The sequence below is a fragment of the Candidatus Dorea massiliensis AP6 genome, assembly GCF_964245105.1.
GTDB lineage: Bacteria > Bacillota > Clostridia > Lachnospirales > Lachnospiraceae > Laedolimicola > Laedolimicola intestinihominis.
The window spans coordinates 86,156-102,776 of record NZ_CAXTKW010000009.1; the positions used below are offsets into that span (position 1 = coordinate 86,156).

14 protein-coding genes and 1 other RNA gene are annotated in these 16,621 nt (G+C 48.5%); 4 read left to right on the forward strand and 11 right to left on the reverse strand.

The window, feature by feature from the left end:
- The first annotated feature begins 1 nt into the window (after position 1).
- Both ACESZP_RS10615 and ACESZP_RS10620 read left to right on the forward strand, forming a co-directional pair.
- Entirely contained in the window at positions 2-1,459 is a 1,458-nt protein-coding gene (locus ACESZP_RS10615) for a glucosaminidase domain-containing protein (RefSeq protein ID WP_499709004.1), read from the forward strand.
- 141 nt (positions 1,460-1,600) lie between these two features.
- Positions 1,601-1,867, forward strand: coding sequence for a phage holin (locus tag ACESZP_RS10620; RefSeq protein WP_015554758.1), 267 nt, complete (start codon positions 1,601-1,603; stop codon positions 1,865-1,867).
- A gap of 74 nt (positions 1,868-1,941) precedes the next feature.
- Here ACESZP_RS10620 and ssrA read toward each other — a convergent pair.
- The 3 genes from ssrA to ACESZP_RS10635 form a co-directional block, all read right to left on the reverse strand.
- Positions 1,942-2,281, reverse strand: a transfer-messenger RNA (tmRNA) gene (gene ssrA / locus ACESZP_RS10625).
- Between the two features lie 119 nt (positions 2,282-2,400).
- Positions 2,401-3,750: a putative ABC transporter permease gene (locus tag ACESZP_RS10630; RefSeq protein WP_499709005.1), complete on the reverse strand. Its 1,350-nt coding sequence runs from the start codon at positions 3,748-3,750 to the stop codon at positions 2,401-2,403.
- A gap of 51 nt (positions 3,751-3,801) precedes the next feature.
- Positions 3,802-4,683: a LysR family transcriptional regulator gene (locus tag ACESZP_RS10635; RefSeq protein WP_499709006.1), complete on the reverse strand. Its 882-nt coding sequence runs from the start codon at positions 4,681-4,683 to the stop codon at positions 3,802-3,804.
- Between the two features lie 108 nt (positions 4,684-4,791).
- Here ACESZP_RS10635 and ACESZP_RS10640 point away from each other — a divergent pair, with 108 nt between their 5' ends.
- Both ACESZP_RS10640 and ACESZP_RS10645 read left to right on the forward strand, forming a co-directional pair.
- Positions 4,792-5,541 (forward strand): AzlC family ABC transporter permease, encoded by a 750-nt coding sequence (locus ACESZP_RS10640; RefSeq protein ID WP_499709007.1) that lies wholly within the window; start codon positions 4,792-4,794, stop codon positions 5,539-5,541.
- Positions 5,538-5,843 (forward strand): AzlD domain-containing protein, encoded by a 306-nt coding sequence (locus ACESZP_RS10645; protein WP_499709008.1) that lies wholly within the window; start codon positions 5,538-5,540, stop codon positions 5,841-5,843. The genes ACESZP_RS10640 and ACESZP_RS10645 overlap by 4 nt, the downstream gene beginning before the upstream one ends.
- A gap of 119 nt (positions 5,844-5,962) precedes the next feature.
- On the opposite strand, the gene ACESZP_RS10650 is transcribed toward ACESZP_RS10645, so the two are convergent.
- From ACESZP_RS10650 to rnr, 8 genes are all read right to left on the reverse strand, one after another.
- On the reverse strand, positions 5,963-6,886 hold the full coding sequence (locus ACESZP_RS10650) for a methylenetetrahydrofolate reductase (protein ID WP_499709009.1): 924 nt from the start codon (positions 6,884-6,886) through the stop codon (positions 5,963-5,965).
- Complete coding sequence (locus tag ACESZP_RS10655; RefSeq protein ID WP_158362228.1) at positions 6,886-7,536, reverse strand: methylenetetrahydrofolate reductase C-terminal domain-containing protein; 651 nt, start codon at positions 7,534-7,536, stop codon at positions 6,886-6,888. Before ACESZP_RS10655 ends, ACESZP_RS10650 begins: the two co-directional genes overlap by 1 nt.
- A 244-nt stretch (positions 7,537-7,780) precedes the next feature.
- Entirely contained in the window at positions 7,781-9,628 is a 1,848-nt protein-coding gene (recQ, locus tag ACESZP_RS10660) for a DNA helicase RecQ (protein ID WP_349164188.1), read from the reverse strand.
- Positions 9,625-12,978, reverse strand: coding sequence for a UvrD-helicase domain-containing protein (locus tag ACESZP_RS10665; protein ID WP_440321794.1), 3,354 nt, complete (start codon positions 12,976-12,978; stop codon positions 9,625-9,627). The genes recQ and ACESZP_RS10665 overlap by 4 nt, the downstream gene beginning before the upstream one ends.
- Before the next feature lie 123 nt (positions 12,979-13,101).
- Positions 13,102-13,452 carry a VapD family protein gene (gene vapD, locus ACESZP_RS10670; RefSeq protein WP_178038190.1) on the reverse strand — a complete coding sequence of 117 codons (351 nt, stop codon included), beginning with the start codon at positions 13,450-13,452 and terminating at the stop codon, positions 13,102-13,104.
- 4 nt (positions 13,453-13,456) lie between these two features.
- Positions 13,457-13,792, reverse strand: a complete 336-nt coding sequence (locus tag ACESZP_RS10675; protein ID WP_178038189.1) for a hypothetical protein — start codon at positions 13,790-13,792, stop codon at positions 13,457-13,459.
- 25 nt (positions 13,793-13,817) lie between these two features.
- On the reverse strand, positions 13,818-14,285 hold the full coding sequence (smpB, locus tag ACESZP_RS10680) for an SsrA-binding protein SmpB (protein ID WP_178038188.1): 468 nt from the start codon (positions 14,283-14,285) through the stop codon (positions 13,818-13,820).
- A gap of 142 nt (positions 14,286-14,427) precedes the next feature.
- Entirely contained in the window at positions 14,428-16,560 is a 2,133-nt protein-coding gene (gene rnr / locus ACESZP_RS10685) for a ribonuclease R (RefSeq protein WP_499709010.1), read from the reverse strand.
- Positions 16,561-16,621 lie beyond the last annotated feature (61 nt).

The window sequence follows — 16,621 nt, forward strand, 5'->3', positions numbered from 1 at the left end:
GATGAACCATTCAGATTTTGTCAAAACCGTTGCGGCGTATATCAAGAAGTACGCCCCGGTGTACGGAATCGAGGTCGTGTCACCTATCATCGCTCAAGCGGTGTTGGAAAGTGGCTACGGCACTTCCGAGCTGGCTGTAAACGCTCATAACTATTTTGGTCTGAAATACCGGAAAGGTCGTTGCAAGACCTGTATTGGTATCTATCACATGGTAGGAAGTGAGCAGAACGCAGACGGCAGTTACACCTGTTCTGCTATGCAGTGGTGTAAGTTCAAGGATATGGAAAACGGAGTTATCGGCTACTTCGATTTCATCAACATTCCGAACTATAAAAATCTCAAAGGCGTTACCGACCCTCGGAAATACCTTGAGAATATCAAAGCCGATGGCTATGCTACGTCTCACAAGTATGTGGACAACCTCATGCGTGTTATTGAGACATGGCATTTAACCGATTATGACAAGAAGGAGGAAACAAAAATGAGCAACAGTCCTTTAGTGGTCTACACCAAGCTCTCCCCGAACCATTCCGGGCAGAGAACCCATTCCATTGACCGTATCACGCCGCATTGTGTAGTAGGTCAGCTCTCCGCAGAGAGTATCTGTGGCTGTTTTATCAGCACCTCTCGACAGGCGAGTTGCAACTACGGTATCGGCACTGACGGTCGTATCTCCATGAGCGTTGAGGAGAAAAATCGTTCGTGGTGTTCTTCCAGTCGTGAGAACGACCAGCGAGCAGTCACTATCGAGTGTGCGTCTGACAAGACAGCTCCGTATGCGTTCAATAACGCTGTGTATGCGTCCCTCGTGAACCTGTGCGTTGATATTTGTCAGCGTAACGGCAAGAGCAAGCTCTTGTGGCTGGGCGATAAGAATAAGACCCTTGCCTATGCGCCGAAGTCCGATGAAATGGTACTGACGGTACATAGATGGTTCGCTAATAAGTCTTGCCCGGGAGACTGGCTGTACAACCGTCTCGGCAACCTTGCCGCAGAGGTCACTAAGCGTCTCACAGGCGGCTCTACCGACACTGGTAAGGTAGATGTACCCTCTGACGGTAAAACGCTGTACAGGGTGCAGACAGGGGCGTTCTCGAAGCGTTCCAACGCTGACGCATGGGCGGCAAAACTGAAAGTCGCTGGCTTCGATACCTACATCGTACAGATGGATAATCTGTACAAGGTACAGGTCGGTGCTTACAGTCAGAAGTCCAATGCCGAGAACATGATGGCGAAGCTGAAAGCCGCTGGCTATGACGCTTTTATCACTACCAAGTCCGGCACTGCGGCTGGTACTGCGAAGAAATCTGCGGCTGAAATTGCCAAGGAAATCTACAATGGTACTTGCTCTGACGCTCGCTGGTCTTCGTGGGGCAACGGCGCAGACCGTGTAAATCGTCTGAAACAGGCTGGTTATGACCCGAGCGAAGTACAGTCCGAGGTCAATAAGCTGTTTTAACCCAAGTAGTAAAAGTAGTTGAAAATCGGTTTTTGCGTAAACTTTTGCTATATATGCGTGTATATAGAGGAAGTTATACGAAAAAAGCCAAGAACAGCTACTTTAACTACTTCAAATATCAAATTTAAGGAGGAAATCAACATGATTAACTGGAAAGTGCGTGTAAAAAACAAGAGCTTTTGGATTGCTCTGATTCCGGCGGTGCTTCTGCTGGTACAGGTGATTGCCGCTGTCTTCGGTTACACCCTCGATTTGGGTGAGCTGGGGGACAAGCTGTTGGCTGTTGTCAATGCTCTGTTCGCAGTCCTCACGATTCTCGGTATCGTGACTGACCCGACCACTGCTGGCATTGGAGATTCCAAACAGGCTCTTACTTACGAGACACCTAAAAAAGAGGACGCAGTTTAACCTACGTCCTCTACTATGAAAACAAATCCGACACAGTGCTTCACGAAAAAGAATGAGTTTGGATTTGCACTATTTGGTGGACCTGAGGGGAATCGAACCCCTGTCCGAAAGCCTGTTCCCTGTTCTTCTACTATCGTAGTCAGTTCTTTGACATTCCCTCCGTCCGCCGGGAACTAACACCCTGCGGGCTTCAGTAGCTTCATGATACGCCCATGCGCGCAAAGCTTAACGCATGTCGTTTCCCACATAGTCGATGCCGGATTCTTAAAGTGCGGGTGCTCTAAGGCCGACAGCTGCCATTAGGCAGCGTATGCTAAATTATCTTCAGCGTTTATTTTTAATTTTGCGATTTGACGCATCGCCTGCGGATAGCTTCACCAGCTGCGAGACCCCCGTCGAAACCAGTACAAGCCCTGGCTGGGACTGCCTGAAACGCTGTGAACGGCAGCCGTTTTGCCCTCTTCGGGTAATCTGTTCTCCCAGTATAGACCGAAACCCCTGAAAAATCAAGCCCTTTTCTTAAATTTAAACTCTTATTCCACCAGAATCGCGTTCGGATAGATCCGGTCCATCCGTTCATCCGGAAAATGCGTATCCAGCCACCCGTCCGCGAAGGTCTCGATGCCCTCGCCAGTCTGCCGCACCGTATAGCGGTTCAGGGCCAGACCCGACAGGCAGACATCATAAATCATAAATACCAGCAGAATCCAGGTCATCCAGGTTCCGAATTTCTTCGGAATCTTCTCGATCCAGCCGGAAAACAGCGGATACAGTACCTTCATCCAGACCACCGCTGCGATGCCCCAGAAGAAGCAGTACAAGAGGTTAATTCTGCCGCCCAGATTGAACGGAATCTTACTGTAATCCCAGAACACTGTGCCGAATACCAGCTCCGTAAAGACGCTGCAGATATACTCATAAGCGCCGCCCAGAACCGTGCCGAAGCAGAAAATATAGCTGTCGCTCCGATCCTTATACCGGTACAGCACCGCCGTCAGAAGGGCACAGCCCAGTCCCCAGACGATACTGAAGGGTCCGTACACCACACTGCTGCGGCTCATGAGCTTGCCAGCCGTCACATAGCAGAAAATGGTTTCGGTGATATCGCCCAGGAACGCGCCCAGCAAAAACAGACACACCAGCTTATAAAAGCAGCAGCCCACCGCAAAGACGCCTGCCTTCGCCCGCGCCGCGTCCGCTTCCTTTTCCTGCTCCCGTCTGGCTCTAAGAAGCTCTTCAGCCGCCAGCCTCGGATAGGCCCGCTCCATACGGCGCAGCACAAAGGCTGTCAGCTTTCCGCCCATCTCATCAGAGGTTTTCTGCAGATTCTCCGCCACGCCATACAGCAGAGACGCCTTTTTCACGCTGGATCTCACCTTCAGGATTCCCACCAGTGTGCCGAAAAAATCCATAATGAAAATGATACCAAGCACAAGTAGAATGATTTTTCCGACCCCATGGGGTAAAAGCTTCAGCACATCCCGTAAAAACGGATTCACAAAACGGATGCAGAGTACTCCAAGCAGACCCCACACCACCGACCAGGGCAGGCTCACATAGCCGCCGAACTGGAAGCGTTTCCGGGAGAAATCCCACCATTTCCGATGGAAAATCCGCTCCAGCACGAAGCCGGTCGTGTAGGTCACAATAAAAGAAAGAATCACGCCGCCCACAAACAGGAAAAACAGGCTGTCACGAAGCTCTGTCAGGAAAATGGCAAATAACAGTCCGCCCACGCCGTAAGCAGGACACCAGAGACCATAGAGAAAGCCCACATCCACAAATTTTCTCTGCCGCGCCGCCGCTCCGGCCGTGCCAGTCACCCAGCCCGCAAAGCTGTATGTAAAAAAGAGCCACAAAAGCTCGTATCCCGTCATGTCCATACCATTTTCCTCCTCTGTCCGTCCCTGCACAGGTCTCTTGTATGGGGCTTATTATAACGGTTTTCCGTGCTCCACACAAGCCTCTTTTACAAAAGAAGCGAAGCGCCTGGCCGCAAAAGGCATGGTTTCCCAGTTTCGCCACAAAAGCGCCACCGGCCGCTCCAGCCGTTCCCGGATTGGGCGCAGCTCCAGCCCATCCTCGAAGCCCTCCAGCACCAGCCGATACAGAATCGACACGCCCAGACCCTGACGGATCATGGCCAGAATCGAATAGTCATCGTATACCTTGTATTCGATCCGCGGCTCGATCTGAAGCTTCGCGAATGCCCGCTCCGGCACACTGTATTCGCCCTCATCCAACAGGATAAAGGGTTCTCTGCCAAGCTCCGCAAGCGACACATCTTTCTGCCCGGCCAGCGGATGTCCCTCCGGCAGTACCGCCACCATCTCGTCCCGGTACAGGACGCTGACCTCCATGTCCGGCACCGCCTCGGCATTCACGAAGCCAAAGTCAATGCTTCCATCCCGCACCCAGCCTGCAATATTCGTGTACTCCCCCTGCTGCAGCACAAAGCGCGTACCCGGGTACTTTTTTTTAAACTTCCTCATAAGCTCCGGCAGCAGATTTCGGCTGACACTGGTAAAGGTTCCGATTTGGATAACACTGTTTTCCAGCCCCCGCATTTCCCGTTCCTTCCGCTCAAGCGCCTCCTCCGCCTGGTAAATCTGCTGAAAATAAGGCAGATAAGCCGCGCCGTCCACCGTCAGCAGCGTTCCGTCCTTTCGCCGGTTAATGAGCGTTGTCCCCGTCTCCTGCTCCAGCGCCTTGATCGTCTGGCTCACCGCGCTCTGGGAATAACCCAAAAGCTCCGCCGTCTTCGTAAAGCTCCCCGTTTCTATGATTTTACAGAAAATTCCGTATCGCGATATCATATGGTTCTCTCCATCAGTTTAACTTATGTTTTTATTATAATCATTCATTTTACTTATGTAAAGAGAACTGATAAAATAAAGCAAGCTACAAAAGGGAGGAATTATCTTATGAAAGAAAGTAAAGCCCAGGGATTCCGGCTCGGCATGCGGGACGGCATTCCCATCGGCCTCGGCTATCTGGCTGTGGCATTTTCGCTTGGCATAACCGCGCGGAACGCAGGTCTCAATGCCTTTCAGGGATTTCTGATTAGCATTTTAAATAACGCGTCCGCGGGTGAATACGCCGGCATCACGGTCATCGCTGCCAATGCCGCTTACGCGGAAATCGCCATTGTGACTCTGATTACCAACGCCCGCTATCTTCTGATGAGCTGCGCCATGAGCCAGCGGCTGGAGCCCGGACTTTCTCTGGGACACCGCCTTTTGATGGGCTTTGATATCACAGACGAGCTTTTTGGCATCGCCATTGCACGCACCGGATATCTGAATCCCTATTATACCTACGGCGCCATGCTCATGGCAATGCCCGGCTGGTCCATCGGCACATCCCTTGGCATCATTGCAGGCAACATTTTACCGGAGCGCGTGGTCAGCGCCTTAAGCGTGGCCCTCTTCGGCATGTTCCTGGCTGTGATCATCCCGCCTGCCCGGAAAAATAAGGTGGTGGCTGTTCTGGTGGCCCTGTCCTTCGCCGCAAGCTTCGCCTGCTCGGTTCTGCCGTGGATCAGCACCCTGTCGGACGGTACCCGCACCATTATCCTGACGGTCGTGATTTCCGCCGGAGCCGCGCTTTTGTTCCCGCTTTCCAAAGAAAACACTGCTGAAAAAACTGCCGAGAAAGGAGTTTCCCACTCATGACCCATAATATTTACATCTACATCCTGATTATGGCCGCCGTATCCTACGCAATCCGCGTGCTGCCGCTGACCCTGATTCGAAAGCCGCTGGAAAATCAGTTTCTCCAGTCCTTTCTCTACTATGTGCCCTACGTAACTCTGGCCGTCATGACCTTTCCGGCCATCATCCACGCCACCCAGTCTCCCATCGCCGGAGCGCTGGCCCTCGTCATCGGCATTGCCGCCGCCTGGATGGGCGCGGGACTGCTGCCCGTAGCAGTCATCTGCTGCGCCGTAGTATTTGTGACGGAGTTCTTTTTGTAAGCTTACTTTTACGTAACCTTTCTTATTTCGCGCAGCCGAAAGGGCTGAGGCAGTTTTAAACCGCCTCAGCCCTTTTTATCTCATACCTTCTCTTTTCCCCTTAAATCTTATCCGGATGCTTACTCAATGGTAATTCCGGCCTTCTCCAGAATCTTCGGCACATTCTTCTCTGCGCCGATAGCCATGATATGTACGCCGTCGCAGATGCCCTCGTCCTTGATCTTCGCGATCATCTCGGCAGCCATCTCGATACCAAGCTGTGTGGGCAGTCCCTTAACGCCCTTCTCCTTGCCCTCTGCTGCCGCAGCGGAGAGACGGTCGATCATATCCTGGGGTACTGCGATACCCGGTACGTTCTCATTCATGTATTTCGCCATACCAGCTGCCTTCAGCGGGATGATACCTGCCATGATGTGGGTATGGATGTTTGCCTTATCCACCTCGTCCATGAAACGCTTCAGGCCTTCGATATCAAAGATACCCTGGGTCTGGATGTACTGTGCGCCTGCGTCTACCTTCTGGCGCAGCTTGTTAATCTGCAGCGGAAGCGGATCATAAACCGGAGTTACCGCAGCCCCCTTATAGAAGGTGGGCGCATTATCCAGATCATTGCCGCCGCAGTCCTTTCCGGTAGCTTCCATATAAGTCAGCATATGCAGGATACCTACGGAATCCAGATCGTAGACCGGCTTGGACTCCTTGCAGTCGCCTACGGTCGGATGGTCTCCGGTCAGAGCCAGCATGGTATCGATACCGAATGCCGCTGTGGAGAGCATATCGCCCATGATACCCATACGGCTTCTGTCACGTCCGGTAACCTGTACGATGGGCTCCAGCCCTGCTTCCTTCAGCTTGATACAAAGACCAAGGGAGGAAGCCTTCAGACAGGCTGACTGCATATCGGTTACGTTCACGCCGTGAACCTTGCCCTTCAGAAGCTCTGCTACTGCAAGCTGCTCTGTAAAATCATATCCCTTCGGGGGAGCCATCTCAACGGTTACACCGAATTTACCGCCTTCCAGCGCTTTCTCTAACATTCCCATTATTTATTCCCCCTGATATTAATTGTTCTCGGATAAGATACCTTTGCGTATCCCTTGTCCGGTCTTCTCTTTGTCAGGAGATCCAGTCTTCCCAGAGACTCCAGACGTTTGTAAATCATAATCCATGCGCAGTCATTGTCCGGATTCACCTCGCACTTGCCGTTCTTCTGTCCGCCGCAGGGACCGTTTACCAGAGACTTGGCGCAACGGGAAATGGGGCAGATGCCGCCGGTGGTTCCCAGCACACAGTCTCCGCACAGATGACAGGCTTCCTCAAAGAGACCGAAACGAACAGCCTCGCCTAAGAACATGGTATTATTGGACGGATAAACCGGTGCGGACGGGCTGTGGGCTGCCGCCACCTGCACGCCGTCGCCGCAGGACATACAGACTACGGCGTCCGGTCCTGCCGCGTTCAGCTTCTTCATGGCTGTCTTCACGCCCATATTCATACAGCAGTAATCTGCCATATTCGTGGCTACTACGGTCTTTCCCTTAGATTCCAGATACGCTTTCAGTTCTGCTACTTCCTTCTCACCGCCGGTCGCGCATGCGGTCGCGCAGCTTCCGCAGCCCAGAATCGCAATCTTCTGCGCGTCTCCGAGCATCGCCATCAATTCATCGATGGGCTTTTTCTGTGTGATAATCATGATATCCTCTCCTTAAAATTCGGGTGTTTGTCCACGGGAGGCTTTCCTTTTTGAAAGTCACTTCTGCCCGAAGAACCTATTTCTATTTTAATACATTTCTCACAAAAATCAACCCGTAATTTTCTTTTTTTAACAGAAAATATCATTTTTATAACATCATTATTTTCATATCATAACACTTTATAACATTTTTGTTTTTAACAACTTTGCCTGATTTGCAAGCTCAGGCTATGATCTATCCTCTCTATGCCTCTGCTTTTTCTTCTTTCTCCTGTTGAAACTCCGCAATCGCATCCAGAAACTGTCTTCCGTACTTCTTCCGCTTATTTTCTCCCACGCCTGAGACCTCCAGAAATTCCTCTTCCGTGGCGGGCAGCTTCACACACATATCGATCAGCGTCTTATCGTTGAAAACGATATAGGGCGGCACCCCATTTTCCCGGGCTATCTCCATGCGGAGTTTTCGCAGAACCTCGAACAGCTCACTTCCTGCACTGGTCAGGCCGTCCGTACTCTTAACTTTGGCCGTCTTCTTCTTTTTCTCCGGCTCCTTCGCCTTCCAGGTCCGCAGCATGACCCGGGCATCCTCCTTCATAAGCGGCGCGGTATCCCCCAGCTTCAGGACACTGTACTGTTCCTCGGTCTGGCGCAGATACCCTTCGCTTACCATCTGGCTAATCAGAGCGCGCAGATCCGCTTCTTTTTTCTCCTTCAGGCTTCCGTAGGATTCATAGTTCATCATTCCCAACTCCCGCAGTCTGACCCGGTTGGCTCCAAGCAATGTGCCGATGACAATCTGAATGCCGTAACGTCCGCGGGTCTCCGTCACGCATTTCACCACCTGCCTGGCTTCCTCGGTCAGGTCGATCTCCGTGTATTCCCGGTGGCAGTTGCCACAGTTTTCACAGGGGTCTTCCGTCTCTTCTCCGAAATACTGTAAAATATAGTTTCTCAGGCATCCCGTTCCCCGGCAGTACTGCTCCATGGTCTGAAGTCTCCTGGTATCCCGCTGGCGAATCAACCGCGCCTCTTCTCCGGTCAGCTCGGAAAAATCCTTCTGCTCCAGTAAAAATCGATTGATCATCATGTCCTGTGGTGAAAATAAGAGAATACACTGGGCCGGTTCGCCGTCCCGTCCGGCGCGCCCCGCCTCCTGGTAATAATTTTCCATGCTCTGAGGCATGTTGTAGTGAATCACAAAACGCACATTGGATTTGTCGATGCCCATGCCGAAAGCGTTAGTGGCAACGACGACTGGCGCCCGGTCATAGATAAAATCCTCCTGATTTTTCTTCCGTTCCGCGCCGCCAAGACCCGCGTGATAGCGCGTCACCGCCACGCCCCGCTTGAACAGTTCTTCGTAAAGCTTGTCCACATTTTTCCGGGTGGCGCAGTAAATAATGCCGCTGTCCGACGGGTGCTTTTCTATGTAGTCCAGGATAAAATCGTCCTTTTTCCGGATATGCTCTACACTGTAATAGAGGTTTTCCCGGTCAAAGCCGGTCACAACCACGTTCGGGTTGGCCAGTTGCAAGGTTCGCAGGATATCATCCCGCACGTTTTCAGTGGCTGTGGCCGTAAAGGCGCTGACCACCGGCCGTCTTCCCAGCTTTCGGATAAAATCCACGATTTTCACATAGCTGGGCCGAAAATCCTGCCCCCACTGGGAGATGCAGTGGGCCTCGTCCACAGTCACCATGGAAATCTCCGTATGTGTGGCAAAATCCAGAAACTCCCAGCTTTCCAGCCGTTCCGGGGCCACATAGATAATCTTGTATACACCCTGGGCCGCCAGGGAAAGGGCCTTTCGAATCTGTCCTTCTGTCAGCGCTGAATTGATAAACGCCGCATGTACTCCGACGTCATTGAGCGCCTTCACCTGATCCTGCATCAGTGAAATCAACGGCGACACCACCAGGGTAATCCCCGGCAGCAGCAGCGCCGGCACCTGATAGCACACCGACTTTCCCGCTCCCGTCGGCATAATCGCCATCGCGTCCCTGCCATTTAAGATCGCCTCAATAATCTCCTCCTGCCCGGGGCGGAAGGTATCATAGCCGAAATAGTTTTTTAAAACTTCGGTTGGTTTCATACTTTCTTTCCTTCCATATAGCTTTTTAGTTCTTCCAGTTTCTTTACTGTCATTTTTTCTGAGTAGTGTAAGCCATCATAGGTAAGATGAAGTACGGGATATTGCCCTTTTGTCTTCAATAGCATATGTATTTCAATCAGCCATTCCACCACTGCCTGTATCTCATTTCGAGTCATATCCTTCAACGCTCCATACTCCGGTATTTCATTCAGATTGTTCTGTTGTATACGCTCCGACTGGTGTCCTTTCAAAATATCCGTAAGCATTGTAACTCCATAATATTTGGAACGGCTCATATTCTGTACCGCTGTCAATACTGTATAAACCACGTCATTCAAATCTAGCCCTTTTAGCGTAACCGGTTCCATATTTACTTTTTCTATTTTCACATCTGCTATATCTGCCTGTATCTGTTTTCTTACTTTTACCTCCGTACATTTTCTATTCTGCACAAGTATTTCATCGTTTTTATCATTTTTTTCCTCTACGTCCGGAGTATATCCCATTTGATCATAAAATGCTTTTTTACTGATTGTTCGGTCGCATCCTCTTCCATCCTTTCTGTAATTAGTACATCCCAAAAAATAATCTTTTTTCTGACTCGCATCTTTTCCCGGTTTTATAATCAGATAACCATCTCTGCATTTGTCACATTTTTGAATGGACAGTTTTCCGCCATTACAATCATTTGTCATGAAACCACACACTTCAGGTTCATTTGTACAAATATACAGTCGGAGCCCATATGCTCTTTTATACTTCAGTTGTAAAGGATATCCACATATCGGACATACCTTTCGATCTATTCGCCTCTCTGCTTCTTCGTTCCATTCTCCTTCCAATTTAATATTTTTATAATCTCTCTTCAATTCAAGCAGAAACTCCGAGGGATTGCTTTCTGGTGCCACAAAATATACACGATTCTTGGTTCTTGTCATTGCCACATAAAAAAGCCGCCTTTCCTCTGCGTAATCAATGGAATGATCCCCTTTGATTACAAATCCAAGAACCGGATCGTCCTCTATTTTAGCAGGAAATCCATAGGTTTCATTTTTTCCGTTAATGATAATAACATCATCATAACCAAGCCCCTTTGATGAATGTGCCGTCATAAATACGATTTTCAAATTCGGATATTTTACACTTTTTACTTTATCCCCACGCCTTACAAACTCAAATAGTCCTGTCCGTTCCAATTGGTCTCCGTCAAAACCGAATCTGCCAATCAGCAGAATTGTTCCCGCCTTTTTTCCTTCTTTTTTTCTGCTTATTACGATATGATCGAGGGCTGTCTGAACTGCATTTGCCAGTGCGTAGTTTGCTCCTGTTCTTCTGTCCGCATTTACCTCTTTTCTTCGGCTGTCATAGGTATAAATAATCACCGGATCTTCAATCGTTTTGGGCGAAATCAATTGCTTCTTTATTTGCGCACTGTTTTTTTGAATAAAATTGCCTGCGATATCTATTACTTCCTGAGAATTTCGGTAGGTTCTTACTATTTTAAGCATTTTAGCATATCCCATTTTCTCAGCAAATTTTGTAAACAGTGTAATATCAGAACCACTAAAGGCATAGATGGACTGCCAGTCATCACCCACCGCTATAATTTTAGCATCCGTTACTTCAGACAGCGCTTTTGTCAAATCAAACCTCTGTCTTGAAATATCCTGATATTCATCCACAATTATATATTTAAAATCAAGCTTCTGCTTCATTTCCTTTACTTCATTTAATAGCCTTGCAGATTCATTTATCATATCTTCGAAATCAACTGCTTTGTTTGTCTTTAGCCATCTGTCATATTCCAGATAACACTCCTGGCAAATATCCAGAAATAACTTACTTCTCACATTTGTTGTCGAATGATACATCCGTGCAAATTCATCGCTTCCATATCCATTTACCTTAAAATTGGATATAAAACGGCAAATCAGGCTCAGAAGCTTACGGATGTACCGGTTTTCTTCCCCCGCAACAAGCTGTTCCATCACTTCTTTGTTATTCCTTGGCCTTAATTCTATCCCGCACACCTCTAATTTTTCTTTCAGATGCTCAATCAGACTTCGATTATCCTTATAACTTGAAAATGTATAAATAAGCTTTGTTCCATGTTTTCTGTGGAGCATAATCTTATCATTTACCGCTTTTTTATAACATTCCAATTCTTCATCACTATATCTGTCATTTTTACCATCTTCTGAAATCCCGAAATGTTCAAGATAAACCTGATTATCTCCCTGTAGAATTGCAAAATCCGGTGTATAAGGCTTCCTGGAAAATGCAATATAATACGGATATGTCGGTTCGTATTCATAATCAATGTTATTCAGATACAGGAAATTTGCGATTTCAACTTCCTGATACGAACGTAAAATCTCATTTTGAATCGTGACTGATTTTTTTGTTCTTGCATCAATCACCTCTCTTTTAAAGTTTTCCAAATCACTGCGCAAGGTTGAGTAATTTGCTTTGGCGATATGATTGAAAAAACCATTCAGTTCATTCCCCTCATACGGCGCATCAAAATAAGTTGCAAAAAACATAATGAGTTTATTGACAATACTTTCATTTTTCAGCAGAGAATTTCTAAAATAATCCCGGAGTACAAAATACATTTTTGAATTATCCACAATTGTCATGGTTTCCTCCGGGGAATGCTTATGTATAATCGCATTTCCAGTAGAATGAAAGGTTGCGATCGGGCACTCAATATGAAGTCCTTTCTGAATTTTATCTTTCAGTTCATTCACAGCCTTATTGGTAAAAGAAATAACCAGAATCTGAGAGGGATCTATTTTTCCTTTTTCAACCAAATATTTTACTTTCGCTGCAACTGTGGTTGTTTTCCCAGCACCTGCACCAGCAATCACAAGAGAATAGTCTTCATCTGTCAAAACAACTTTTCTTTGATCTTTATCCAGGATAACATTCGGATCCACTTCCTTCAAAATATTGTCCAAATAATCTTTTTCCTGAGCCAACATCTTTGAGACATAATGTTCGTTATGCTCTTCCACATAGGTTTCCAAATGCGTATATCTTTCTAATATACAGCTTATTTCTGCTTCTTTTACACGGTTTGCCCGGCAGAAATCAGAAAGCACCCCGCCTTTTTGCAAAACTCCAAAAAAATCTATTACTTCCGTATATTGAGAATATATATCTGCATAGTCACTTTTTGCTATATACCCTGTTCGCTCCAGAAGCTTTTCAATTGTATCCTGTAATACCAGTATTCTATTACAATTTTCATTTCGTATTTCTGTCGTTGTATTTCCTTTATGAGAATCTGAGCCCTTTCCGTCAAATTTATCTTTGGCACGTCCTAATATGCGATCTAAAAATCCCATAATTTTCTCCTAATCGTATAAACTCTTTTCCTCATTATGTACTTTTTCCAACATTTTGTCTACTGTGATTTACTGATAACGAAACGCAAAATGGCAGAGGGGAAGCCTCCGCCATTTTTTCTGTCAGTACTTTTCTGTATAGAGTTCAGGAGCTTCATTTCCTGAATGCTCACTTTTCTTCAGTAACTCTACCAGTCCATGCTGGTTTCCCACATTCGTAACATCAATTTTATGTACACATTCTCCCATCCACGGCAATTGGCTGCTTAGTTCTTTCATTAACCGATAGATATCTACGGTTGTAATTCTATTAACAGACAAATATCCGGACCCCTGTCTATGCCGAAATCCATGCTTTCTAAAAAATTTTCGCAGATCACTATATGCATGATGGTAATCATTTCCAGGATAATGCTTTTTTAATTGATATGTATCCAGGTCAAAATTCAATGCTTTCACATATTTTCTTTCCAATATGCTAAGCCCTCATCGCCTGTCTGTAATTTCTCAGAAAATTTTCTTCGTTAAAATGCTCTGGAGCATCCAAATAGCCGTCACTCTCATAGAACATCCATTCCACTGCATTATTCATAAACCATGACTGATCGGATAGTATATTTGAAACGATCCCAAAATACGCGAAATCATTCTCATTCCCACTGTCCCGGTAAACCCTTGCGCCTGAGGTATCTTCCATTCGAAGCAGTCCATATTTGGCAAATAAACGGTCCAATGTCTGATAGACTGACTCCAGCTTATAGGTTTTCTCTTCCGTAATCTTCTTTTCATCCATCCGAATCAACATCTTCAGCATCCGAAAACCTCCCGTCCAATGAATTTTAATAGAGATTCTTCACCTTAAACTCCTTCTCTGCCTCGCGCCGCTGATCCTTTTTGGCAATGTCCTGACGTTTGTCGTAGAGCTTTTTACCGCGGGCCAGACCTACCTCGACTTTAACCAGACTGCCTTTCAAATATACCTTTAAGGGCACCATGGTGTAGCCTTTTTCGGCCATCTTGGACGCGATCTTCCGGATTTCGTATTTGTGCATCAGAAGCTTCCGGGGGCGTAAGGGGTCTTTGTTGAAGATATTACCCTTCTCGTAGGGACTGATGTGCATGCCGTAGACCCATACCTCCTCCTTTTCCACCTTGACAAAGGCCTCCTTGACGCTGCATTTTCCCATGCGGATCGACTTTACCTCGGTTCCGGCCAGGGCGATGCCGGTCTCGTAGGTCTCGTCGATGAAATAATCGTGATATGCCTTCTTGTTATTGGCAACTAACTTGTAATTATCCTTCCCCATCTTGTTCTCCTCATCTATCTGTTCTGTATCATAACTGCTCACACCTAAGGGCTTGCCGCTGGCAGCTCCTCACGGATGCTTCGTACTCTCAAATCACTTTCCTACGTCTTCAGCAGTCAATTCTTCCGGCCATACTGAACCGTTACTCTGTATCTTTCGTCGATAATAATTCGTAATCAATGGTCCTGCACAGCCGATCCGTCCCCTTCACACGAATACGCACCCGCTCACCGATGCGCCAGACCTTTCCGGTCCGAGCGCCCCGAAGCTCGCTTCCGGCTTCATCATACTCGTAAAAATCGTCTGTCAGCGAATTCACATGCACCAGGCCCTCCACTGTATTGTTCAGCTCCACATACAGACCGTAAGCTGTCACGCCAGAAATGACGCCGTCAAACGCTTCGCCGATATGCTGCTCCATGTACTCCACCTTCTTTAGCTTCACGGTCTCCCGCTCCGCCTCCTCGGCCCGCCGCTCCAGCTCGCTGGAGCGCTTGGCCACCTCCGGCAGAATCGCCTCGTAATGTACCACCCGGTCGCCGTTTAAGCGCCCCCGCAGGTTCTCCTTGATAATCCGGTGAATCTGCAGATCCGGATACCGCCGGATGGGCGAAGTAAAATGACAGTAATGGGTAGCTGCCAGTCCGAAATGTCCGGTGCAGTCGGTGGCGTACTTGGCCTGCTTCATGGAGCGCAGGGTCAGGCGGCTGATCATGGCCTCCTCCGGAGTCCCTGCAATCTTATCCAGCAGCTTCTGTACCTCGCCCGGATGAATCTCATCGCCCGATGTATGAAGCGCGTACCCGAAATTCCGGATAAAGGTTCCCAGACGGCTCATTTTTTCACTGTCCGGCTTCTCATGAATCCGGTATACAAAGGGCTGAGCCTGCCAGTAATAGTCCTCCGCCACAGTCTCATTGGCCGCCAACATGAAGTCCTCGATCAGTCTTGTGGCCGCATTTCGCTCGTAAGGCTTAATATCAATGGGATATCCCTTTTCATCCAAAATCACCTTGGTCTCCGGGAAATCAAAATCAATGGAGCCCCGCTTTCTTCTCCGCTTTCGAAGGAGGGCCGATACCTCCGCCATCTCCTTTAACATGGGAACCAGCTCCGGATAGAGCGCTGTCTCCACCGGATCATTGTCCAGCACCTTCTGTACCCCTGTGTAGCTGAGTCTGCGATTCACACAGATCACCGTCTCCGCAATGGTATGACCGATAATCTTACCTTTCTCATCCATGGTCATGATGCAGCTCAAGGCCAGGCGCTCCTCCCCTGCATTCAGAGAACAGATCCCGTTGGAGAGATTGCGCGGCAGCATGGGAACCACCCGATCCGCCAGATAGACGCTGGTGCCCCGGTCAAGGGCCTCGTGATCCAGAGCGCTGTTCTCCTGCACATAGTTGGTCACGTCAGCGATATGCACGCCCAGTACATAGTTATCACCATCCCTCCGCAGGGAAACCGCATCGTCCAGATCCTTTGCGTCCTCGCCGTCGATGGTGACGCAGACCTCATCGCGCAGATCCAGCCGTCCGGCCCGGTCCGCCTCTGATACCGGCTTTGCCACCCGCTCCGCCTGGTTCAGCACCCGCTCCGGAAACTCGGTGGGGATAGCGTAAGCCAGCATAATCGCCAGCACTTCCGTAGCCGGATCATCGGCCTCGCCCAGCACCTGCGTAATCTTACCCTCGGGATTCTTCCGGCCCTTGCCGTAATCAGTGATCTCGGCCACGACTTTTTGTCCGCTGACTGCCGGGCCGATTTTCTCCAGAGGAATAAAGATATCGTGGTTGATCCGCTGATTATCCGGGACCACAAAGCCGAAGTTCTTGCTGCGCTCAAAGGTGCCTATGACCTCCGTCACGCCGTGGGACAGAACCTTCGTAATGACGCCCTCGGGCCGTTTGCCCGCATGACCCTTGATCACTACTTCCACCGTATCGCCCAGAAATGCGTCTCCGGCGTCATTTTCCCCGATGAAAATGTCCTGTTCCTCGCCTTCTACCGACACAAAACCGAAGCCTTTGGCATGGCTTGTATACACGCCAACCACCTTTTTGATCTCCGCTTTTCCGTAGCGTCCCCGCTTGGACAGCGAGATTTTTCCTTCGGAGAGAAGTTCATCCAGAACTTTATTCAATTCCTCCCGGTCCCTCTTCTCCACCTGCAGGATGATCGCCAGCTCCTTCTGCTTCATGGGCACATAGCGCGGATCATTGATAAAATCATATATAATTTTCTTTCGCTCTTCAAATGTTTTGTCTGCCATAATTCCTCCGGCATATTACGTAAATCCGGCATGCCTCATTGCCATAACGCAGAAAGCACCC

What these genes read in the sequence shown, in the direction of transcription:
- ACESZP_RS10615 (WP_499709004.1), top strand. Translation starts at nt 2, where the DNA reads ATGAACCATTCAGATTTTGTCAAAACCGTTGCGGCGTATATCAAGAAG.
- ACESZP_RS10620 (WP_015554758.1), top strand. Translation starts at nt 1,601, where the DNA reads ATGATTAACTGGAAAGTGCGTGTAAAAAACAAGAGCTTTTGGATTGCT.
- ACESZP_RS10630 (WP_499709005.1), bottom strand. Translation starts at nt 3,750, where the DNA reads ATGGACATGACGGGATACGAGCTTTTGTGGCTCTTTTTTACATACAGC.
- ACESZP_RS10635 (WP_499709006.1), bottom strand. Translation starts at nt 4,683, where the DNA reads ATGATATCGCGATACGGAATTTTCTGTAAAATCATAGAAACGGGGAGC.
- ACESZP_RS10640 (WP_499709007.1), top strand. Translation starts at nt 4,792, where the DNA reads ATGAAAGAAAGTAAAGCCCAGGGATTCCGGCTCGGCATGCGGGACGGC.
- ACESZP_RS10645 (WP_499709008.1), top strand. Translation starts at nt 5,538, where the DNA reads ATGACCCATAATATTTACATCTACATCCTGATTATGGCCGCCGTATCC.
- ACESZP_RS10650 (WP_499709009.1), bottom strand. Translation starts at nt 6,886, where the DNA reads ATGGGAATGTTAGAGAAAGCGCTGGAAGGCGGTAAATTCGGTGTAACC.
- ACESZP_RS10655 (WP_158362228.1), bottom strand. Translation starts at nt 7,536, where the DNA reads ATGATTATCACACAGAAAAAGCCCATCGATGAATTGATGGCGATGCTC.
- recQ (WP_349164188.1), bottom strand. Translation starts at nt 9,628, where the DNA reads ATGAAACCAACCGAAGTTTTAAAAAACTATTTCGGCTATGATACCTTC.
- ACESZP_RS10665 (WP_440321794.1), bottom strand. Translation starts at nt 12,978, where the DNA reads ATGGGATTTTTAGATCGCATATTAGGACGTGCCAAAGATAAATTTGAC.
- ACESZP_RS10675 (WP_178038189.1), bottom strand. Translation starts at nt 13,792, where the DNA reads ATGCTGAAGATGTTGATTCGGATGGATGAAAAGAAGATTACGGAAGAG.
- smpB (WP_178038188.1), bottom strand. Translation starts at nt 14,285, where the DNA reads ATGGGGAAGGATAATTACAAGTTAGTTGCCAATAACAAGAAGGCATAT.
- rnr (WP_499709010.1), bottom strand. Translation starts at nt 16,560, where the DNA reads ATGGCAGACAAAACATTTGAAGAGCGAAAGAAAATTATATATGATTTT.